At 64.5% G+C, this 19,847-nt stretch carries 18 protein-coding genes and 1 tRNA gene; 4 read left to right on the plus strand and 15 right to left on the minus strand.

Annotation, left to right across the window (positions count from 1 at the left end):
• Window positions 1-53: 53 nt before the first annotated feature.
• Window positions 54-845: a hypothetical protein gene (locus AC3A35_RS02390; protein ID WP_487434270.1), complete on the plus strand. Its 792-nt coding sequence runs from the start codon at window positions 54-56 to the stop codon at window positions 843-845.
• 124 nt (window positions 846-969) lie between these two features.
• Here AC3A35_RS02390 and AC3A35_RS02395 read toward each other — a convergent pair.
• From AC3A35_RS02395 to rpsU, 4 genes are all read right to left on the minus strand, one after another.
• Window positions 970-1,045 (minus strand) — tRNA-Ile (locus tag AC3A35_RS02395).
• A gap of 38 nt (window positions 1,046-1,083) precedes the next feature.
• Window positions 1,084-3,060, minus strand: a complete 1,977-nt coding sequence (rpoD, locus tag AC3A35_RS02400; RefSeq protein ID WP_487434272.1) for an RNA polymerase sigma factor RpoD — start codon at window positions 3,058-3,060, stop codon at window positions 1,084-1,086.
• 50 nt (window positions 3,061-3,110) lie between these two features.
• Entirely contained in the window at window positions 3,111-4,922 is a 1,812-nt protein-coding gene (gene dnaG / locus AC3A35_RS02405) for a DNA primase (protein WP_487434274.1), read from the minus strand.
• Between the two features lie 83 nt (window positions 4,923-5,005).
• Window positions 5,006-5,218: a 30S ribosomal protein S21 gene (gene rpsU / locus AC3A35_RS02410; RefSeq protein WP_487434705.1), complete on the minus strand. Its 213-nt coding sequence runs from the start codon at window positions 5,216-5,218 to the stop codon at window positions 5,006-5,008.
• A gap of 147 nt (window positions 5,219-5,365) precedes the next feature.
• Here rpsU and tsaD point away from each other — a divergent pair, with 147 nt between their 5' ends.
• Entirely contained in the window at window positions 5,366-6,394 is a 1,029-nt protein-coding gene (tsaD, locus tag AC3A35_RS02415; RefSeq protein ID WP_487434275.1) for a tRNA (adenosine(37)-N6)-threonylcarbamoyltransferase complex transferase subunit TsaD, read from the plus strand.
• An 11-nt stretch (window positions 6,395-6,405) separates the two neighbouring features.
• On the opposite strand, the gene plsY is transcribed toward tsaD, so the two are convergent.
• Window positions 6,406-6,999 carry a glycerol-3-phosphate 1-O-acyltransferase PlsY gene (gene plsY, locus AC3A35_RS02420; protein WP_487434277.1) on the minus strand — a complete coding sequence of 198 codons (594 nt, stop codon included), beginning with the start codon at window positions 6,997-6,999 and terminating at the stop codon, window positions 6,406-6,408.
• A gap of 115 nt (window positions 7,000-7,114) precedes the next feature.
• Between plsY and AC3A35_RS02425 the strand changes: the two genes are divergently transcribed.
• Window positions 7,115-7,492 (plus strand): dihydroneopterin aldolase, encoded by a 378-nt coding sequence (locus AC3A35_RS02425; RefSeq protein ID WP_487434279.1) that lies wholly within the window; start codon window positions 7,115-7,117, stop codon window positions 7,490-7,492.
• Between the two features lie 48 nt (window positions 7,493-7,540).
• Here the strand turns inward: AC3A35_RS02425 and AC3A35_RS02430 are convergent, their stop codons facing one another.
• The 10 genes from AC3A35_RS02430 to AC3A35_RS02475 form a co-directional block, all read right to left on the minus strand.
• The gene (locus tag AC3A35_RS02430; protein WP_487434280.1) at window positions 7,541-7,918 is read right to left on the minus strand and encodes an H-NS histone family protein; all 378 of its coding nucleotides are present in this window, start codon (window positions 7,916-7,918) and stop codon (window positions 7,541-7,543) included.
• A gap of 168 nt (window positions 7,919-8,086) precedes the next feature.
• On the minus strand, window positions 8,087-8,575 hold the full coding sequence (gene ybaK, locus AC3A35_RS02435) for a Cys-tRNA(Pro) deacylase (RefSeq protein WP_487434281.1): 489 nt from the start codon (window positions 8,573-8,575) through the stop codon (window positions 8,087-8,089).
• A gap of 86 nt (window positions 8,576-8,661) precedes the next feature.
• Window positions 8,662-9,579, minus strand: coding sequence for a site-specific tyrosine recombinase XerD (gene xerD / locus AC3A35_RS02440; protein WP_487434282.1), 918 nt, complete (start codon window positions 9,577-9,579; stop codon window positions 8,662-8,664).
• Window positions 9,576-10,058: a methylated-DNA--[protein]-cysteine S-methyltransferase gene (locus AC3A35_RS02445; RefSeq protein ID WP_487434283.1), complete on the minus strand. Its 483-nt coding sequence runs from the start codon at window positions 10,056-10,058 to the stop codon at window positions 9,576-9,578. The genes xerD and AC3A35_RS02445 overlap by 4 nt, the downstream gene beginning before the upstream one ends.
• An 8-nt stretch (window positions 10,059-10,066) precedes the next feature.
• Window positions 10,067-10,654, minus strand: coding sequence for a chalcone isomerase family protein (locus AC3A35_RS02450; protein ID WP_487434284.1), 588 nt, complete (start codon window positions 10,652-10,654; stop codon window positions 10,067-10,069).
• 119 nt (window positions 10,655-10,773) lie between these two features.
• Window positions 10,774-12,051: a glutamate-5-semialdehyde dehydrogenase gene (locus AC3A35_RS02455; protein WP_487434285.1), complete on the minus strand. Its 1,278-nt coding sequence runs from the start codon at window positions 12,049-12,051 to the stop codon at window positions 10,774-10,776.
• 357 nt (window positions 12,052-12,408) lie between these two features.
• Window positions 12,409-13,416 (minus strand): DNA polymerase III subunit delta, encoded by a 1,008-nt coding sequence (gene holA / locus AC3A35_RS02460; protein WP_487434286.1) that lies wholly within the window; start codon window positions 13,414-13,416, stop codon window positions 12,409-12,411.
• Window positions 13,413-13,928 (minus strand): LPS-assembly lipoprotein LptE, encoded by a 516-nt coding sequence (locus AC3A35_RS02465; RefSeq protein ID WP_487434288.1) that lies wholly within the window; start codon window positions 13,926-13,928, stop codon window positions 13,413-13,415. The genes holA and AC3A35_RS02465 overlap by 4 nt, the downstream gene beginning before the upstream one ends.
• 10 nt (window positions 13,929-13,938) lie before the next feature.
• Window positions 13,939-16,560: a leucine--tRNA ligase gene (gene leuS / locus AC3A35_RS02470; RefSeq protein ID WP_487434289.1), complete on the minus strand. Its 2,622-nt coding sequence runs from the start codon at window positions 16,558-16,560 to the stop codon at window positions 13,939-13,941.
• Window positions 16,561-16,809: 249 nt separating this feature from the next.
• Window positions 16,810-17,136 carry a hypothetical protein gene (locus AC3A35_RS02475; RefSeq protein ID WP_487434290.1) on the minus strand — a complete coding sequence of 109 codons (327 nt, stop codon included), beginning with the start codon at window positions 17,134-17,136 and terminating at the stop codon, window positions 16,810-16,812.
• A gap of 330 nt (window positions 17,137-17,466) precedes the next feature.
• On the opposite strand from AC3A35_RS02475, the gene AC3A35_RS02480 reads away from it, so the two are divergent.
• On the plus strand, window positions 17,467-19,692 hold the full coding sequence (locus AC3A35_RS02480; RefSeq protein WP_487434292.1) for a UvrD-helicase domain-containing protein: 2,226 nt from the start codon (window positions 17,467-17,469) through the stop codon (window positions 19,690-19,692).
• Window positions 19,693-19,847: the final 155 nt, after the last annotated feature.

A 19,847-nucleotide genomic window follows, 5' to 3' on the forward strand; every position in this document is an offset into this window, starting at 1 on the left:
CCCGGTGGTCGCGATCGTCTGCGAGGGCGATCGAAGTGCTGCAGGCCCCGTTCATGCCCAAACTGAACCGGGGGAGCGCGGAGCGGCGCGCGCTCATCCTGCTGGCCGTGTGCGCCGGACTCCTCCTGCTCGTGCCCCCGATTGCGCAACCGCAGGCGTACCACGCGCTCGCCGACACGCGCGGGCTGTCGCTTGGACCATTGATGGTGCCGAATGCGGCCGACGTGCTGACGAGCCTGCTGTTCACGCTGGCCGGTCTGGCCGGCGTTGCGCTCTGTCCGGCCGCCCCGTTCCCGCAGCGTGTGCCGCTCGCGGTGTTCTTTGGCGGGCTGATTCTGACCGGATTCGGCAGTGTCTGGTACCACTTGTCTCCGTCCGACGAGACCTTGGTGGCCGACCGTCTTCCCATGGCGGTGGCGTTCGCCGGCGCGGTGGGTGCCGCCGCCTGCGAGCGCTTGGGCGCTTCGGCCGGCATCAGGTGGTTGCTGGGGTGGTTCGCCCTTGCAACCGGATCGGTGCTCGTGTGGGTACTGACCCACGACCTGCGGATGTATGTCCTCGCCCAGTTCGGCGGCCTTGCGGTCCTGCTGCTCTGGGTCCGGCGTGCGTCCGTTCCGGGGATGATCCGATTGCCCTGGGGGTGGTTGCTGGTGGCGTACGCGGCAGCAAAGGGGTTCGAGGTCTTTGACGCCGGGGTGTGGGTCTCGTCCGGTGGCCAAGTGGCCGGACATGCCCTGAAGCACGTGATCGCCGCCGCCGGGGTGGTGCCGATGCTCCGGGTGCTGCGAGGGCGGTCGGGGCACGCTTCGGCGCAAAGTGACGGGGTTGCCGCTGGTCGGGGATGATGGCCGAAGCAGGCCGGGAGGCTTCCATTCGAGCCGGATGGGGGCCTTGGGCGGTGCGGCAGGGATACCTACCGACCGAAGAAAAACGCCAACCCCGAAGAGTTGGCGCTTTGTATGAAGCAGGTGGTGGGCCCTGCGGGACTCGAACCCGCAACCAAAGGATTATGAGTCCTCTGCTCTAACCATTGAGCTAAAGGCCCGCCGTGGCCCGGCAACGGACGTTGCCCGGGCAGGGACCTTATGCGTCGCTGTCGAGGAAGCTGCGCAGCTTCTCGGAGCGGCTCGGGTGGCGCAGCTTGCGCAGGGCCTTGGCTTCGATCTGGCGGATGCGCTCGCGGGTGACGTCGAACTGCTTGCCGACCTCTTCCAGCGTGTGGTCGGTGTTCATCTCGATGCCGAACCGCATGCGCAAGACCTTGGCTTCACGCGGGGTGAGCGAGTCGAGTACTTCACCGGTTGCATCGCGCAGGCCGGAGTACATCGCCGCCTCGGCCGGGGCTAGGGTGGCGGTGTCCTCGATGAAGTCGCCGAGGTGTGAGTCGTCGTCGTCGCCAATCGGCGTTTCCATCGAGATCGGCTCCTTGGAGATCTTCATGATCTTGCGGATCTTCTCCTCGGGCATCTCCATTTTCTCGGCCAGCGTTGCGGGATCGGGCTCGGAGCCGGTTTCCTGCAGGATCTGGCGGCTGATGCGGTTCATCTTGTTGATCGTCTCGATCATGTGCACCGGGATGCGGATGGTGCGCGCCTGGTCGGCGATCGAACGCGTGATGGCCTGCCGGATCCACCAGGTGGCGTAGGTGGAGAATTTGTAGCCGCGACGGTATTCGAACTTGTCGACGGCCTTCATCAGGCCGATGTTGCCTTCCTGTATGAGGTCGAGGAACTGCAGTCCGCGGTTGGTGTACTTCTTGGCGATCGAGATCACCAGGCGCAGGTTGGCCTCGGTCATCTCGCGCTTGGCGCGGCGCATCTTGGCTTCGCCGGTGGACATCTGGCGATTGATGTCCTTGAGCTCCTTGAGCGGAATGCCGATCCGGGCCTGCAGGTCGAGCAGCTTTTGCTGTTCTTCGAGCACGGCGGGATGGACGCGCATCAGGCCGTCGACATACCCCTTGCCCGAGGAGATCTCGTTCTTGAGCCAGTCGATGTCGGTTTCGTGGCCGGGGAAGATCTTGATGAAGTGCTGGCGCGGCATGCCGGCACGGTCGACACACAACTGCAGGATGTGGCGCTCGTGGCCGCGGACCTGCTCGACCATGTGACGGACGGTGTCGCACAGGCGTTCGATCGACTTGGCGGTGAAGCGGATGTTGAGCAGTTCTTCGGAAATCTGCTGCTGGAACTTGAGGTAGGCCTTGTCCTGCGAGCCCTTCTTCGCCAGCGCGTCCATCATCCTTTCGTAGTGATCGCGGATCACGGCGAAGCGGGCCAGCGCGTCGGTCTTGAGCTGCAGCAGCGAGGCCGCGTTGGCGGCGCCCTCGCTGTCGGCGTCGTCCTCGGCATCCTCGTCGTCGGACTCGGTCTCGACTTCCGCCTCAACGGTTTCTTCGGCTGCGGCGGCAAGCGCGGCCTCGTCAGCCTCGGCGTTCGGGTCGATCACGGCGTCCACGATCTCGTCGACACGCATCTCGTCGCGCGTGACCTTGTCGGCGATGCCGAGCATCTCCGCGATCGTGGTCGGGCAGGCGGAGATGGCCTGCACCATGTGCTTGAGTCCGTCCTCGATACGCTTGGCGATCTCGATTTCGCCTTCGCGGGTGAGCAGTTCGACCGTGCCCATTTCCCGCATGTACATGCGCACCGGGTCGGTCGTGCGTCCGAATTCGGAGTCGACCGTGGACAGGGCTTGCTCGGCCTCTTCTTCGGCGACATCCTCATCCACCGTGGTGGCGACGCTGTCGGACATCAGGAGGTCTTCGGCGGCGGGGGCCGCGTCGTAGACCTGGATGCCCATGTTGTTGAAGGTGGCGATGATGCCTTCGATCTGCTCGGCATCGGCGACGTCGTCAGGAAGGTGGTCGCTGATCTCGGCGTAGGTGAGATAGCCGCGCTCCTTGCCGAGCGTGATCAGGGTCTTCAGCCGGGTGCGGCGCACCTCGGCGTCGAGCGGAGCAATTTCCGGGCTTTCGACGACCAGTGCGGCCTTGCTGGCCTTTGAGGCTCGACCTTTTGGGCCGTCCTTGCGCGCATCCTTGGCTTTTTCGCGTGCCATGGCACTCCTCGAATCGGGGCGGAAAATGAATGGGTAAACCAAAAATTATACTATAAATCTGAGACTTTGCTCGAAGCGGCCAAGTTCCGCTTCTCCACCAGCAATTCTCCGAGCCGGTGTCGGTCGGCTGGCGACAGCGAGCCGAGCCTCGATTGGTCGAGCAGTTCGGTGATCTCACGGCTGACCGCGTCCCCTTGCAGCTTGCGCAATGTGTCCTCGAACAAGGTCTCCACGATGGCCTCGTCGAACTCGGTGTCGACCAGTTCGGCGCCAAGGCGAGACAATGTTTCGCCGTGCGGGGTGTCGCGGAAGCGCTCGATGAGGGCGCCAAGCCCGCCTGCCGGGATCGGTTCGCCAAGGCTGACGAGGTCGACGATGGCGATCATGGCGCGGCCTTCGGCACTTTCGGCGGGGATCAGGTCGACCGGCAGACGGGCGGCCCAGGCTGGATGCTGCAGCACCAGGCGCAGCAGCGTGCTGATCGCCGACGGCGGCTTGCGCCGGCCCTGGGAGCGTGCCGGTGGCGCGGTGCGCGGGGCGCGTTTGAAGTCCTGATTGTTGAAGGCGGGGCGAGGGGGGCTGGCCGGCTTGATGCCGAAGGCCTGCTCGACCTCGGTCTGGGTCATCTCGCTGGCCTCGGCGATTGCCTTGATCACCTGCAGGCGCAGCATGGGGGCGGCAATGCGGATTACCAGCGGCCGTGCTTCGTGAATCAGGCGGGCGCGTCCTTCAGCGGTGTCGAGCTCGCAGCGCTCCTTGAGTTCCTGAAGCAGTACGCTGGCCAAGGGCATGGCATTGCCTGCTGCCTTGCGAAAGGCGTCGGCGCCCTCGCTGCGGACGAAGGAGTCGGGGTCGTGCTCGGCGGGAAGAAACAGGAAGGCCAGCGTGGTGTCGTCACGCAGGGCCTCGAGGGCGTTCTCGAGCGCGCGCCAGGCTGCCCGTCGGCCTGCGCTATCACCGTCGAAACAGAAAACGATGCGTTCGGTGTGGCGCAGCAGGGTGTTGATGTGATGGGGCGTGGTTGCCGTACCCAGCGTGGCAACGGTGTTTTCCACGCCGAACTGGGCGAGTGCCACCACATCCATGTAGCCTTCGACCACGAGTGCGTAGCTGGCATCGCGGATGGCCTTCTGCGCCAGGAAGAGACCGTAGAGTTCGCGGCCCTTCTCGAACAGCGGGGTCTCGGGTGAGTTCAGATACTTGGGTTCGCCGCCGTCGAGCACACGCCCGCCGAACGCAATGATGCGTCCGCGCCGGTCGTGGATGGGGAACATGATCCGGTGTCGGAAGCGGTCGTAGCGGCGCCCCTGGTCGTTGTCGATGACCAGGCCGGCTTCGGCGAGGTGCTTGCTCTGGTAGTCTGGGAAGATGCGCTGCAGGGCCTGCCATTCGTCCGGAGCGAAGCCGATCCCGAAGCGTGCGGCGATCTCGCCCGACAGTCCGCGACGCTTCAGATAATCGACGGCATCGGGGGCGTGCTTGAGTTGGTCGCGGTAGAAGCGCGCGGCCGAAGACATCGCTTCGACCAGTTTTTCGGTGGTGTCGTCATGCGCTGCGCGGCCCGGTTTGCCATCGTCGGGGACCTGCATGCCGGCATGTCCGGCGAGTTCCTTGACGGCCTCGACGAAGCTCAGGCCGCTGTACTCCATCAGGAAGCCGATGGCGCTGCCGTGTACGCCGCAGCCGAAGCAGTGATAGAACTGCTTGGTCGGGCTGACCGAAAACGATGCGGATTTTTCGCCGTGGAAGGGGCAGCAGGCGAAATAGTTCGCGCCGCTCTTCTTGAGCGGCAGATGGCGCTCGATGACGTCGATGATGTCGACGCGCGCAAGCAGATCCTGAACGAAAGACTGTGGGATCATCGAGCTTCAAAAAATGTCACGCCGGGCGGAGATCCAACGGATCTCCGCCCGGCGTGCAGGCAGCCGGAAAGACCGGTGCGTAATCAGTACATCTTCGGCGGCAGCGTCTGGCTGCGCAGGCGCTTGTGATTGCGCTTCACCGCGGCGGCCAGCTTGCGCTTGCGCTCGGCGGTGGGCTTCTCGTAAAACTCGCGCGAGCGCAGCTCGGTCAGCACACCGGTCTTTTCGATAGTGCGCTTGAAGCGGCGGATGGCAACTTCAAACGGCTCGTTTTCCTTGACGCGAATACCCGGCATTGCGTACTTCCTTGTGTGTCTGGGGGCAGAAAGATCGCGAATATAGCCGAGTCGACAGACCATGGCAAGCATTGCGAACCATGCCATCGCCTGGAAACCCCCGGCCAGCAGGTAAAATGCGCTCCTCAAAGAGCGGGGAAGCAGCGCATGAAGGTACTTGGCATCGAGACATCCTGTGACGAAACGGGAGTGGCAATCTACGACACCGACGCGGGCTTGCGGGCGCAGAGCCTGCACTCGCAGATCGATCTGCACGCGGTGTACGGCGGCGTGGTCCCCGAACTGGCCTCGCGCGACCACATCCGCCGGCTGCCGCTGCTGGTACGGCAGACCCTGAACGATGCGGGCCTGGGCGTCGAGGCGCTCGACGCGATCGCCTACACGGCCGGTCCCGGGCTGGCCGGTGCCCTGCTGGTCGGCGCGAGCGTGGCCGAATCGATGGCGATGGCGGCCGGCATTCCCGCACTGCCGGTGCATCACCTGGAAGGGCATCTGCTTTCGCCGCTGCTTGCTGCCGAGCCTCCCGTCTTTCCGTTTGTCGCCTTGCTGGTCTCGGGTGGACATACGCAGCTGATGGCAGTGACCGGGGTCGGCGCCTATATCTTGCTCGGCGAGTCGCTTGACGACGCCGCCGGCGAAGCATTCGACAAGACCGCGAAGCTGCTTGGACTGGGCTACCCCGGTGGGCCGCAACTGGCCGCGCTGGCCGGCCAGGGGGTGGCAGGAAGCTTCAAGCTGCCGCGGCCCATGTTGCATTCCGGCGACCTCGATTTCAGTTTCAGCGGACTCAAGACCGCGGTGCTCAATGTGGTGTCTGCTCCGGGCTGGCAGCCGGCGCGGGCTGCCGACCTGGCAGCGGACTTCCAGGAGGCCGTGGTCGAGGTGCTGTGTGCGAAGTCGATTGCGGCGCTGAAGCAGACTGGGCTCAAGGCCCTGGTCGTTGCCGGGGGGGTGGGCGCCAATCGGCTGCTGCGGGTCAGGCTCGATGAGGTGACGCGGCGCAGGGGCGCGCGCGTGTTCTATCCCGAGCCCGCGCTGTGCACGGACAATGGGGCGATGATTGCCTTTGCCGGCGCCTTGCGTCTGGCGGCGGGAGAACGTCCTCCGCGCGCGTCGGGCATCCGGATTCGTCCGCGCTGGCCGCTCGCCGAGTTGCGTCCGCCGGCCGGGTCCTGAGTGCCGGCCGGTCAGCTCTTCTTGCCGCCGATCCGGCCTTCGGTGCCGGCCAGCAGGCGCTGGATGTTGGCCGCATGGCGCCAGATCAATACCGCACTTATGACCAGCAGTACGGCGATGACCGGATCCCCGCCCAGAAACATGAAGCCCGCCACCGGAGCAGCGAGCGCGGCGGCCAGTGCGGCCGCAGACGAATAGCGGCTGACGACGGCGACCAGCAGCCACACGCCGAGGCTGGCCACTGCGATGCGCCAGTCAATCCCCGCAAGTACGCCGAGTGCGGTGGCGACACCCTTGCCGCCGTTGAAACGAAGGAAGATGGTAAACACGTGGCCAAGAAATGCGGCGAGTCCTGCCAGCGCAGCTTCGGCGGCACCAAATCCGAGTCGGGTGGCGGCCCACACCGCGAGCCAGCCCTTGAGGCAGTCGCCGAGCAGCGTCACCACTGCAGCGCCCTTGCTGCCGCTGCGCAGCACATTGGTTGCGCCCGGATTGCCCGACCCGTAAGTACGCGGGTCCTGCAGCCCGAACAGACGGCTGGAGACTACGGCAAACGGAATCGACCCGAGCAGGTAGGCCGCGGCCAGCAGAAGCAGTACCGACATCATTTCTCCGCGGCCTCTGATACCAGATGGCCTTGTGGTTCGTTCGCGCCACACATTGTGCGCAAGTAGCCGTAGCATACGGCTAGAATTGCGGCGATTCTAATCGGGAACCGACATGGATTTCATCTTCATCGAAGAGTTGCGGGTTCAGGCGTGGGTCGGTATCTACCCACGCGAACAGATTGCGCCGCAGACGGTCGAACTTAACCTTACCTTCGGCGTGCCGGATTCGGCTGCGGAGCGTGACCAGATTGCCGACACGATCAATTACGCCGAGGTGATCGAGCGCATCCGGAAGGAGTTGTCCGAGCGTCATTTCAACCTGATCGAGACCCTGGGCGAGTTTGTCGTGAATCTGCTGGTTGAGGAGTTCGGTGCGCCCTGGGTGAAGATACGCATTGCCAAGATCGGGGTGATGAAAGGGGTGCGGCGGGTCGGTGTGTTCATTCAACGCGGAAAGGAAGGTGTACACCCTCCGGACGTCACCGGCTGAAACGGATATGGAGCAGAAGTACAAAGCCCGGCACTGCCGGGCTTTTTTTCAGGGGTTCGCCGATGCCGCGAGTTCATCGAGCGATTTTCCCTGGGCAAGCCAGTCGAGCGCCCATTGCGGTTTGCGTCCGCGGCCGCTCCAGCCCTGATCCGAGTTTGCCGGATTACGGTATTTGATCACACTGACCTTGGCGGGCTTGGCCGGCTTCTTTGCCTTTGCCGCCCTGGGCGGCTTGGCACCGGATTTCTCACTGGCGGTCGATCTGCTTCCCAGCACCTCGTCCAGCGACAAGCCCTGCTCGGCCGCCATCTTTTGCATGCGCTTGATCAGGTCGCGGCGAGCCGTGTCGCTGCGGCGTTTGATTTCGGTTTCGACTTTGGTTTGCAGTCGGCGTAATTCAGTCAGTGTCAGCGTACCCAGTTCCATGCTTGCTCCGTGTTTAAACGAATTTGTGTGTGGAGATGTCCGTTATTGCGACGGTTCTATTTCGCACTGCGTATTCTGACAGCAAACGGGTCTTGATATAAAACGTTTTTTTGTCGGCTCATTGTGCCGGGTGACGGGGGCAGGGTTTCCCGGGCATGCTCCGGATTTTCAGTTGGCGACCTGAACCAGGGTCGGCTGCAACACGCGCAACAGATCGTGCGGGTGAAGTCCGACCAGATAGCCCCTTCGGCCGCCATTGATATAAATCAGCGGGAGGTCGAGCACGGTTCTTTCAAGGAATATCGGCATTTTCTTTCTGGTTCCGAATGGCGATGTGCCGCCCACCAGGTAACCGGAATGGCGATTGGCGACGTCGGGCCGGCATGGCTCGATCCGCTTGCGACCGGTTTGCCGCGCCAGTTCCTTGGTAGAAACCTTGTGGTTGCCATGCATCAGCACAATCATCGGTTGAGCGTTTTCATCCTCCATGATCAGGGTCTTGATCACCGCGTGTTCGTCCACATTCAATTCGCGCGCCGAGACTTCGGTTCCGCCATGTTCTTCGTAGTCGTACACGTGATTGGAGTGGGCAACGCCGTGTTGGCGCAAGAATCGGGTTGCAGGTGTTTCCGGCGCATTTCTTCCGGTCTTGTTCATGATCCGTATTCCCGATGAGAAAGTGATTCCGCAACTGCCAGCTGGATCGGCGCGGGCATGGGATGGTTGCCCGCAGCGGTCAATTTTCAGCCGCGCGGATGATGGGTCTGATGAAGCTTCCGGAGGCGTTCGCGGGCGACATGGGTATAGATCTGGGTCGTCGATATATCGGCGTGTCCGAGCAGCATCTGGACCACGCGCAGGTCTGCACCATGATTCAGAAGATGGGTGGCAAATGCATGTCGCACGGTATGAGGCGATATCCGGGCGGCTGGAATGCCGGCGCCGACCGCATATTGCTTGATGATCCGCCAGAACATCTGTCTTGTCATGCCGGTGCCCCGACGGGTCACGAAAATTGCGTCGCTCGTCCGGCCCGCCAGCAATGCAGGTCGCGCTTCACCAAGGTAGCGCGTGATCCAGTCGGCAGCGATCTCGCCCAGCGGTACGAGTCTCTCCTTGCTGCCTTTGCCCATTATTCTCACCACGCCTTCATTGAGGCTGACCGCGAACAGTTTGAGCTCGGTCAGTTCGGAGGCCCGCAGCCCGCTGGCGTAGAGCACTTCGAGCATGCATCGGTCCCGCAAGCCGAGCGGAGTATCGACGTCGGGGACGGCGAGTAGCGCCTCGACTTCGGCCTCGGATAGGGTCTTCGGGAAGCGGTGGGTCGGCAGCGGGGGGTCGAGCTGCAGGGTCGGGTCCGAATTGATTCCGCCGTTGGCGAGCAGATGACGGTAGTAGCGCCGCCAGGCCGACAGCAGGCGACGCTGGCTGGCCGGGCGGGCGCGTTTGCTGAATTCGGCGAGATAGGCCGCCAGGTCGGCGCCGTCGGCGCTACGCAAGGCTAGCCCCCGTTCGATCAGCCATAGCCCGAACAGCGCGAGGTCGCTGCGGTAGCCCGACAGGGTGTTGCGCGCGAGCCCGTGCTCGAGCCACAGCGTATCGGTAAAGCCATCCAGTTCGCTGCGCAGGGATTCCGGCAGCGCGGTGGCGACGCCGCTCATCGAGCCTCGTTGGCCAGCAGCCAGCGTTTGGCCGCGATCTGGTAGCCGTCCGAAGCGTGGGCAAATCCGCCGATTCCCGTTGCGCCCACCGCACGATGGCAGGGTACCGCGAGCGGAAACGGATTGGCGCCGCAAGCCTGACCAAGCGCACGCGGGGCGGTATCGAGCGCGTTGGCGAGTTGGCCGTAGGTCCGTACTTCGCCCGCCGGAATCGCACAGAGTGCTTGCCATACGCGGCGCTGGAAGGGGGTGCCGCGCTCGGCGAGGGGTAACTCGAGGATCTGGTAGGGGGCGGCAATCCATTCGACGACACGGCTGGATATCGCTGCGGCCAATGCGGTTGCGGGCGGTCGCGCCGGTGTTTCGGACGGCAGGAAGGCCAACTCGCTGACCCTCTGTCCCACGATCAGAATACCGAACTTTCCAAACGGCAGATCGAGTACGACATCGAACGAGGGGGCGACATGGATGTTCTTCATCGAGCCGCCTAGGTCGGCGCACCGAGCAGGCGCTTCTTCAGGTCTGCATCGACAGGGTTTTTGCCGAGCCAGACCCGCAGCAGGGCCGGAAAGAAGGCCGAATCCGAAATCTCCTCGCCGCGCTGCTGCTCGTTGATGGTCAGGCGTGTCCGCCCATTCGGTAGCGATTCGAGCAGGACCCGGGTGCCTGAAGGTGCGTCCCGTGTTTGCAGGAGTGCGGCGCGCAAGGTGTCGATCGAGGGCCTCAACGCCGTCAGCTGTTCGGTCGTGTGGTTCTTCTCAAGCCCTTCGCCGAGCGCGTCGGCGAACTGCTTTGCTTCAAGGTCGCGGAGAAGGACGATGCGAATCTGCTTCGGGCCACCCCTGGCGATGACAGTTTCATCGCTGCTCGACGCTGCGGGCAGGTAGAGGCCCATTGCATACACCTTGAACATGAGGCGGGTGCGCACCCCGGCGCCATTGAGCACAAGCGCCTCACCTGCGACCGAGCTGTGGTCTTCGAAGCGGACACCGGCGACTTCGGTGCCCGCATGCGCATTCAGCGTGCAGAGGGCGAACAGTATTGCGAGGGTGAAGTGGCGAAGCTGGCGCTGCATGCTGTCTCCTTTGAGGCACCCATTTGGTGCCCATCGTCTGAAACGCCCGTTCGGTGACGGGCGTTTCAATGCTGAGGGGTCGGAAAACCGGCCAGGAGTCCGACGGCGTGCTGCCTTGTCTAGCGACGGACCTCGCCATTGCCGAATACGATCCATTTCTGGCTGGTCAGGCCCTCGAGTCCGACCGGGCCGCGTGCATGGATCTTGTCGGTGGAGATACCGATCTCGGCGCCCAGCCCGTACTCGAAACCGTCGGCAAAGCGGGTGGAGGCGTTCACCATCACCGAGGCCGAATCCACTTCGCGCAGGAAGCGCATGGCGTGGGTGTAGTTCTCGGTGATGATGGATTCGGTATGGCCCGAACTGTGGGTGTTGATGTGGGCAATGGCCTCGTCGAGTCCGGCGACGATCTTTATCGCGATGATCGGCGCCAGGTACTCTTCCGACCAGTCCTGTTCGGTGGCGGCGACGAGTTTGCTCGCGGCAATATCGGCTTCGCGCAGCAGTGCGAGCGCTTCCGGGCACGCGCGCATCTCCACCCCCTTGGTGGCGAGCATGGTGCCGATCGCGGGCAGACAGAGGTCGGCAATAGTGCGTGACACGAGCAGCGACTCGGCAGTGTTGCAGGTGCCGTAGCGCTGTGTCTTGGAGTTCTCGACGATGGATACGATCTTGGCGGGGTCGGCTTCGTCGTCCACATAGACGTGGCAGTTGCCGTCGAGGTGCTTGATCACCGGCACCCGGGATTCGCGCGAGATGCGCTCGATCAGTCCCTTGCCGCCGCGCGGCACGATCACGTCGACGAACTCGGGCATGGTGATGAGCGCACCGACGGCGGCGCGATCGGTGGTGTCGACGACCTGCACCGCGTGTTCCGGCAGACCCGCAGCGGAAAGACCTGCGCGCACGCATGCGGCAATCGCCTGGTTGCAGTGCAAGGCCTCCTTGCCACCGCGCAGGATCGCGGCATTGCCGGACTTCAGGCACAGCGCCGCGGCATCTGCGGTGACGTTGGGGCGGGCCTCGTAGATGATGCCGATGACGCCGAGCGGCACCCGCATCTTGCCGACCTGGATGCCCGAGGGGCGGCGCTTGATGTCGGTCATCTCGCCCACCGGGTCGGGCAGGGCGGCGACCTGCTCCAGCCCGACCGCGATCGCTTCGACGCCTTTCTCGCTGAGCGTCAGGCGGTCGATCATGGCAGCGTCGAGGCCGGCTCCGCGCGCGGCGTCGAGATCCCTTGCGTTGGCGGCGAGCAGGGCCGCCCGGCGCGTGCGGATCTCTGCGGCCATGGCGAGCAGGGCGTTGTTCTTGGCCTCGGTGGAGGCGGCGGCGAGCAGGCGCGATGCGGCGCGGGCCTGTTTGCCGAGGGTGTGCATGTAGGGCTGGATGTCCATCTGTGGTTCCGGGCGCGAAAGGTAAGAACGGGGGCCAGAGGCGGGCCAAAGACAATTAGATCACTGAATGCGGCGTAGGTGGCAAGTGTGCCCGTTTCTACCGGGGGGCTGGCAAGCGGCGCTTGCACCGGGGTATCCCTGCCGCGGGCAGACGTTCGCGGCCTGCGGCTTCCCCGGTGGAAAGACGTCATCGGGGCGGCGATGCAAACTCGGTCGCTGCGCGCCCTCAGACATGCATCGCCTAGTTTCCCCGCTGACGCCTTTCCACCGGGCGCTCTCGACAGCCTGCGGCAGGGATACCGCGGCGCACCGCTTGCCAGCCCCCCGGCAGAACGCTCCGAAGGGGTTGCGGGGGCGTTAGCGACGGCTCAGGCGCAGCGCCAGATGCTGGAACTCGTCCCACACGTCGCCGCTCGCGACGCCCTTGATCATGCGGTCGATGCGGGCCGCGTGCATCAGTGCGGCGCGCAGGGTGACCTGGGTGAGACGCTCGAGGGCACGACCCACCATCTGCTGGCGGCGGCTGTCGAAGATGCGTTCGGCCTTGAACACGGCCGCAAGGGGCTGGCCGGCGTCGCGTCCGGCACGCAGGGTCGCCAGGCTGCGGGTTTCGTTGGCCAGCGCCCACAGGATCAGGGGCGGCGCGGCGCCCTCTCCCCTGAGACCGTCGAGCAGGCGAACGCAGCGGGCGGGGTCGCCCTCGAGGATCGCCTGGCGGAGTTTGTCGATGTCGTAACGTGCAACATTGAGGACCGCGTCCTGCACCTGTTCGAGGCTGATCGCACCCTCGGGATGCAGCAGGCCCAGCTTGCGGATCTCCTGGTGGGCGGCAAGCAGGTTGCCTTCGACATGCTCGGCGATGAAGCTCAGGGCCTCGGGCGAGGCCGATTGGTTTTGCGCAGCCAAACGCTGCGCGACCCAGGCCGGAAGGCGCTCGCGCTCGGGGGCGTTGAGTTCGATCGCGACACCGGCGTCGGACAGGGCCTTGAACCAGCTGGTCTTGCGTGTCTGCCAGTCGAGTTCGGGGAGCGAGATCAGCGTGAGCACGCCTTCCGGCAGTCTGGCGGCGTAGCGCTGCATGGCCTCGCCGCCTTCGCGGCCGGGTTTGCCGGTGGGAATGCGCAGGTCGACCAATTTTTCGCCGCCGAACAGCGACATGTTGCCCGCCGCCAAGGTGAGGCTGTCCCACCGGAAACCCTGGCCCACGACCAGGGTTTCGCGCTCGCTGTAGCCTTGTCGCCGTGCGGCGGCACGGAGCGCGTCACCCGCCTCCAGCACCAAGAGCGGCTCGTTGCCGTGCAAGACCCACAACGCGGCGAGCGGCTTGTCGAGCTGGGCGGCAAGCTGGTCCGGACGCAGGTTCACGACGGGCGGCGATAGATGGCGAGCCGGCGCATGAGCTGTTGCACCAGATCGGCCTGCATATCGCGATAGAGCAGCGCCTCTTCCTGTTCCTTGCCAAGCACTTCCTCGTCGCTGAAGGTGTATTCGCGGCGTGCGGAAATGACCGTGGGCGGTATCAGTTCGCCTCCCGCCTTGTCGATCAGGCGGAAACGGATACGCTGGCCAAGCTGATATTCGCGCACCTTGCCGGCGCCGGTCAAACTGAGGATCTCGCGGGTGCGTGCATTGGCGAGAATCTGCAGGCGGGCCTCGGCCTGCGCCGGGTCTTCGACCACCGTGGTGGTGCCGCTGGTGGCGACCTGGCGGCGCAAGGTGGCGCCCAGATCGGAAAATTCGCTCACCCCGACGTGCAGTGTGGCGAACGCGAGCGGTTGCGGTCCGCGCAGGCGGAAACCGCAGCCGCCAAGCAGTGCCGCGGCGGTCAGGGCAGACCCGGCGACGAGCAGGCGGCGGCGGGCAGGGTTGAAGTGCATGTACGCGTCCTCAGACCACGATGTTGATCAGACGGCCGGGAACCACCACCACCTTCTTCGGCGGCTTCCCTTCCATGAATTTCTGCGCGGCTTCGGAGGCCAGTGCGGCGCTTTCGATGGCGGATTTGCCGGCATCGGCCGCGACCTTGATGCTGCCACGCAGCTTGCCGTTGACCTGCACCATCAGCTCGACCTGATCCTGCCTGAGGGCAGCCTCGAGCGGCTCCGGCCACGCGGCGGCGAGGATATCGCTGCCGTAGCCGCAGTCCTGCCACAGCACATGGGTGATGTGCGGCGCAATCGGCGACAGCACGCGCAGCAGGATGGAGAGGCCTTCCTCGACAAGCTCGGCATGCGCGCCGGCATGCTCTCGCGGCGCTTTTTCGAGCGCATTGAGGATCTTCATCGCGGCCGACACCACGGTGTTGAACTGATGCTTGCCGAAGTCGTAGTTGGCCTGCTTGAGGTGAGTGTGGATCTCGCGCCGGATCTCGGCCAGCGCCGCCGGCAGCTCACCCGCGGCGAGCAGACGCTTGCCCGGCAGGGCGGCGCGGATGTCGCCGGCAAATCCGTGGCCGAAGTTCCACACCCGGCGCAGGAAGCGCGATGCCCCCTCGACGCCGGAGTCGGACCATTCCAGCTGCTGGTCGGGGGGCGCGGCGAACATGGTGAACAGGCGTGCGGTGTCGGCGCCGTACTGGTCCACCAGCGACTGCGGGTCGACGCCGTTGTTCTTCGACTTCGACATTTTCTCGACCCCGCCGATGACCACCGGCAGACCGTCGCTGGCCAGTTTGGCCGCGATGATACGGCCGCGCTCGTCACGCTCGACCACCACGTCGGCCGGGTTGAGCCACTGCTTCTTGCCGCCGTCGAGCGCACGGAAATAGGTCTCAGCCACCACCATGCCCTGGGTCAGCAGGTTCGCGAACGGCTCGGCGACGTTCACCAGACCGCAGTCGCGCATCGCCCGGGTGAAGAAGCGCGAATAGAGCAGGTGCAGGATGGCATGCTCGATGCCGCCGATGTACTGGTCGACCGGCGCCCAGTAGTTGACCCGTTCGTCCACCATCGCGCCGTGATTGTCGGCGCACGCATAGCGCATGAAATACCATGACGACTCGACGAAGGTGTCCATGGTGTCGGTTTCGCGCTTCGCCGGTTTGCCGCATTGCGGACAGCTGCAGTCGTAGAACGAGGCCATCTTCGCCAGCGGCGAGCCGCGTCCGGTGATCTCGACGTTCTCCGGTAGCACGACCGGCAACTGATCGTCCGGTACCGGCACGTCGCCGCAGTCGGCGCAGTGGATCATCGGGATCGGGCAGCCCCAGTAGCGCTGGCGAGAGATGCCCCAATCGCGCAGGCGGTACTGCACGCGTTTGGCGCCGAGGCCCTTGGCCGCGAGGTCGCCGGCAATCGCGTCGACCGCGTCCTGGAAGTGCAGGCCGTCGTACTTGCCCGAGTTCACCAGGCGGCCCTGTTCGGCGTAGGCGTCGATCCAGGGGGCCACCGTGTTCTCGTAGGCGTCGCGGGTGGAGCGCACCACCATCGCAATCGGCAGCTTGTACCGGGTGGCGAAAGCGAAGTCGCGCTCGTCGTGCGCCGGCACCGCCATCACCGCGCCCTCGCCGTAGCCCATCAGCACGTAGTTGGCGACCCACACCGGCAGGTATTCGCCGGTAATGGGATGGACCACGCGCAGGCCGGTGGGCATCCCCTTCTTTTCCATCGCGGCGAGGTCGGCTTCGGCCACGCTGCCATGCTTGCATTCCTCGATGAAGGCGGCGAGTTCGGGATTGCCGGCTGCGGCATGGGTCGCGAGCGGGTGTTCGGCCGCAACCGCGACATAGGTCGCCCCCATCAGGGTGTCGGCGCGGGTGGTGAACACCTTGAGTACGCCGGCCTGACCGATGGTGGACAGATCGTAGGGGAAGTGCACCTCGACCCCTTCGGAGCGGCCGATCCAGTTCTTCTGCATCAGCTTGACCTGTTCCGGCCAGCCGGACAGGCCGTCGAGCGCGTCGAGCAGTTCGTCGGCGTAGGCGGTGATCTTCATGTAGTACATGGGGATCTCGCGCTTTTCCACCAGCGCGCCGGAGCGCCAGCCGCGACCGTCGATGACCTGTTCGTTGGCAAGCACGGTGTCATCGACCGGATCCCAGTTTACGGTGCCGAGGCGCTTGTAGATCAGACCCTTCTCATACAGGCGGGTGAACAGCCACTGTTCCCACCGGTAGTACTCCGGGGTGCAGGTGGCGATCTCGCGCGACCAGTCGATGGCGAAGCCCAGGCGCTTCAACTGGGTCTTCATGTAGTCGATGTTGGCGTAGGTCCATTTCGCCGGCGGCACGTCGTTCTGGATCGCGGCGTTTTCGGCCGGCATGCCGAAAGCGTCCCAGCCCATCGGCTGCAGCACGTTGTAGCCGCGCATGCGATGGAAGCGCGCGAGCACGTCGCCGATCGTGTAGTTGCGCACGTGGCCCATGTGCAGCTTGCCCGAGGGGTAGGGGAACATCGACAGACAGTAGTACTTCGGGCGGCCGGCGTCTTCGGTGACTCGGAAGGCTTCGGTGGAGTCCCAGTGCTGCTGGGCGGCCGTCTCGACGGCTGCGGGCTGGTATTTGTCCTGCATGGGCGGGGTGCCTGCGCTCAAATCGTTGAAAACGCGAAAGTATATCGCGAAGCCCGGGTGCCGCGCGCGGACAGCCTGCGGTGCGGCGCGGTGACCGGGCCGGATGCGTGCGTTGCAGCGCCCGGTTCGACCGCGGTCCGGGCAAAAAAATGGCACCCGACCGTGACGTCGGATGCCAAATCTCCATTGCAGGAGAGGGAGGAAGATGGTTGGCGCGATCGCCTGGCGATCACGCCCGAATCGGGTGGATCAGGCTGCCCTGCGGTGCGTGTCGGTGCGGCGCTGCCAACTTGCGGACATCGCACAGAACATGTCCTCCATGGCAATCAGGGGCAAGCACCACATGCGGTTCTGGCTGCGCACGAAGGGGGTGACGCAGGGTGTGCACAAGGTGTCTTTTTCGGCTTCGAGCAGCACCAGGAAGCTATCCATGGCCGCTCCCCAGTACTCGGAATTGCCCACCCAGCCGGTCTGGGCGGTGGCTTCTCGCACGGCCTTGCGCCACAGGGTGTTGGCGCGCTCGATCGGGACGCCGGCCTTGCGGGCGTACCACGGAAGTAATTTGGGTGCTTTCATCTCTGTTCTCCTTGCGGCCTGGGTCGGCCGGTGTGCGCTCGAGGGTCTCGTGGATCCATGAATTCGCGCACGGAATGTTGTATTGCAAAAGATCTGTCTATTGCTGTTGATTCAGATTCTATGCCCACTTCGGCAGAGTTTCCGTGAATTAGTTCAACAAATTGTTGCTGTGCACAATTTCAGGCTAGCCCACTTGAGAGGCCCGCTCAAGCACTTGTCGCACAACTACAACACCTTGGTAATCAGGTGCTGATGGTTTGTCGTGCGCTCCACTGCCGGCCCGGCCACGCCGGTATCCGCGGTTAGAATGGCGGCCAGAAAGGAAAACCCATGTCCACGTTGCTCGCGAATCTCAACCCGGAACAAAGCCAGGCCGTCACCCTGCCGCCACAACACGCGCTCATTCTTGCCGGGGCCGGCTCCGGCAAGACTCGCGTGCTCACCACCCGGATCGCGTGGCTGATCCAGTCGGGGCAAGTCGATCCCTCCGGCATCCTTGCCGTGACCTTCACCAACAAGGCAGCCAAGGAAATGCTGGCCCGTCTTGGCGCCATGCTGCCGATCAGCCCGCGCGGCATGTGGGTGGGCACTTTTCACGGGCTGTGCAACCGCTTGCTGCGCGCCCATCATCGCGATGCCGGTCTGCCACAGCTGTTCCAGATCCTCGACTCGGCCGACCAGCTGGCGGCGATCAAGCGTCTGCTGAAGACGCTCAATGTCGACGACGAGAAGTTTCCGCCGCGCGAGCTGCAGCATTTCATCAACGGCAACAAGGAAGCCGGCATCCGCCCGCACGCGGTCGAGGCCTGGGATGACTTCACCCGCCAGCGCGTTCAGCTCTATCAGGAGTATGAAGCACAGTGCCAGCGCGAGTCTGTTGTGGATTTTGCGGAGTTGCTTTTGCGCACGTACGAGCTGCTGGAGCGTAACGAGCCGGTTCGGCGCCACTATCAACGCCGCTTTCGCCATATCCTGGTCGATGAATTCCAGGACACCAATGTGTTGCAGTACCGCTGGCTGAAGCTGCTTGCCGACGACGGGCGCGGCGGGGGGGCGGCGCTGTTCTGTGTCGGCGACGACGATCAGAGCATCTATCGCTTCCGTGGTGCCGAGGTCGGTAACATGCGCGATTTCGAGCGCGAGTTCCGGGTACAGAATGTGATCCGGCTGGAGCAGAACTACCGCTCGCGCAGCAATATCCTCGATGCCGCCAATGCGGTCATCCGCAACAACGCGCAGCGGCTGGGCAAGAACCTGTGGACCGATCAGGGCGCCGGTGAGCCGATCCGGGTATTCGAGGCCTTTGCCGATACCGACGAGGCGCGCTGGATCGTCGAGGAGATCCAGGCGCTGGTGCGCGACGGCCACTCGCGTTCCGGAATCGCTCTGCTGTATCGATCGAACGCCCAGTCGCGGGTGCTGGAACACCGCCTGTTTACCGCCGGTCTTCCGTATCGGGTCTATGGCGGATTGCGCTTCTTCGAGCGCCAGGAGATCAAGCATGCGTTGGCCTATCTGCGCCTGATCGCCAATCCGGACGACGATACCGCGTTCGTGCGAGTGGTTAATTTTCCGACCCGCGGCATCGGCGCGCGGTCGCTCGAAGTGCTGCAGGATGCCGCGCGGACCTACAACACCAGCCTGTATGCCACCGTGCCGCACCTGTCGGGCAAGGCCGGTACGTCGCTCGGACACTTCGTTCGTCTGATGGAAGAGTTGCGTCGCGAGACCGGGGCGCTGAGCCTGCCCGAAGTGGTCGACCATGTGCTGGATCGTTGCGGCCTGCGCGATCATTACAAAGCCGAGAAAGAAGGCAGCGACCGTCTGGAAAACCTCGACGAACTGCTCAACGCGGCAGCCAACTTTCTCGCCGAGCGGCAGCCGGGCGAGACCGGTATCGCTGCGGAGGCGGATGCGTCACACGGTCTGCTCGCCGATTTTCTTGCGCATGCGTCGTTGGAGGCCGGTGATCACCAGGCGGATCAGGGGGCGGATGCCGTCCAGCTGATGACCGTGCATTCATCCAAGGGGCTGGAGTTCGATGTGGTGTTCCTGTCGGGACTGGAGGAGGGACTGTTTCCGCACGAGAACAGCATTCTCGAAGCCGAGGGACTGGAAGAGGAGCGACGCCTGATGTACGTCGCCGTGACCCGCGCACGGGAGCGTCTCTATCTGTCTTTTGCGCAGAGCCGCATGCTCCACGGTCAGACCCGTTACAACCTTCGCTCGCGTTTCCTCGAAGAGATTCCGGTCGGGCTCACCAAGTGGCTCACCCCACCCAACCCCAAGACGGCCATGGGCGGCGCAACCGGTGGCGCGGGGGGGAGTTATTTCACCGCATCGTCCAGGCCAGCGCTGCCGCGCGAGCCGCGGCCGTCGTTCGCGACCTTGCCGGGCGGGTTGCGCATCGGCCAGCTGGTCATGCATGCGAAGTTCGGTCAGGGGGTCATCGTGGCCGCGGAGGGCGGTGGCAGCGATGCCCGCGTACAGGTCAATTTCGGGACGGCCGGGGTGAAGTGGCTGTTGCTGGCGGTGGCGAAGCTGACCCCGGCGTAGAGGGGCGGCGTCGGGGGTATGGCTTGGGGGCGCCTTACAGCGCATGCCTTGCGGCGTGCTGCAGGGCCGATTTCGGTCGGCCACCAGGGGCAGCCCATGGCGCCACCTGCGTGGGACTGACGCCAGCCTTGCCGAACAACGCTACCGTCGGTCGG

The organism is Azoarcus sp. Soil_N_20, assembly GCF_057656155.1.

What these genes read in the sequence shown, in the direction of transcription:
- tsaD (WP_487434275.1), top strand. Translation starts at nt 5,366, where the DNA reads ATGAAGGTACTTGGCATCGAGACATCCTGTGACGAAACGGGAGTGGCA.
- AC3A35_RS02455 (WP_487434285.1), bottom strand. Translation starts at nt 12,051, where the DNA reads ATGGACATCCAGCCCTACATGCACACCCTCGGCAAACAGGCCCGCGCC.
- dnaG (WP_487434274.1), bottom strand. Translation starts at nt 4,922, where the DNA reads ATGATCCCACAGTCTTTCGTTCAGGATCTGCTTGCGCGCGTCGACATC.
- AC3A35_RS02480 (WP_487434292.1), top strand. Translation starts at nt 17,467, where the DNA reads ATGTCCACGTTGCTCGCGAATCTCAACCCGGAACAAAGCCAGGCCGTC.
- AC3A35_RS02475 (WP_487434290.1), bottom strand. Translation starts at nt 17,136, where the DNA reads ATGAAAGCACCCAAATTACTTCCGTGGTACGCCCGCAAGGCCGGCGTC.
- rpsU (WP_487434705.1), bottom strand. Translation starts at nt 5,218, where the DNA reads ATGCCGGGTATTCGCGTCAAGGAAAACGAGCCGTTTGAAGTTGCCATC.
- AC3A35_RS02425 (WP_487434279.1), top strand. Translation starts at nt 7,115, where the DNA reads ATGGATTTCATCTTCATCGAAGAGTTGCGGGTTCAGGCGTGGGTCGGT.
- plsY (WP_487434277.1), bottom strand. Translation starts at nt 6,999, where the DNA reads ATGTCGGTACTGCTTCTGCTGGCCGCGGCCTACCTGCTCGGGTCGATT.
- AC3A35_RS02465 (WP_487434288.1), bottom strand. Translation starts at nt 13,928, where the DNA reads ATGCACTTCAACCCTGCCCGCCGCCGCCTGCTCGTCGCCGGGTCTGCC.
- AC3A35_RS02390 (WP_487434270.1), top strand. Translation starts at nt 54, where the DNA reads ATGCCCAAACTGAACCGGGGGAGCGCGGAGCGGCGCGCGCTCATCCTG.
- leuS (WP_487434289.1), bottom strand. Translation starts at nt 16,560, where the DNA reads ATGCAGGACAAATACCAGCCCGCAGCCGTCGAGACGGCCGCCCAGCAG.
- xerD (WP_487434282.1), bottom strand. Translation starts at nt 9,579, where the DNA reads ATGAGCGGCGTCGCCACCGCGCTGCCGGAATCCCTGCGCAGCGAACTG.
- AC3A35_RS02450 (WP_487434284.1), bottom strand. Translation starts at nt 10,654, where the DNA reads ATGCAGCGCCAGCTTCGCCACTTCACCCTCGCAATACTGTTCGCCCTC.
- rpoD (WP_487434272.1), bottom strand. Translation starts at nt 3,060, where the DNA reads ATGGCACGCGAAAAAGCCAAGGATGCGCGCAAGGACGGCCCAAAAGGT.
- AC3A35_RS02445 (WP_487434283.1), bottom strand. Translation starts at nt 10,058, where the DNA reads ATGAAGAACATCCATGTCGCCCCCTCGTTCGATGTCGTACTCGATCTG.
- AC3A35_RS02430 (WP_487434280.1), bottom strand. Translation starts at nt 7,918, where the DNA reads ATGGAACTGGGTACGCTGACACTGACTGAATTACGCCGACTGCAAACC.
- ybaK (WP_487434281.1), bottom strand. Translation starts at nt 8,575, where the DNA reads ATGAACAAGACCGGAAGAAATGCGCCGGAAACACCTGCAACCCGATTC.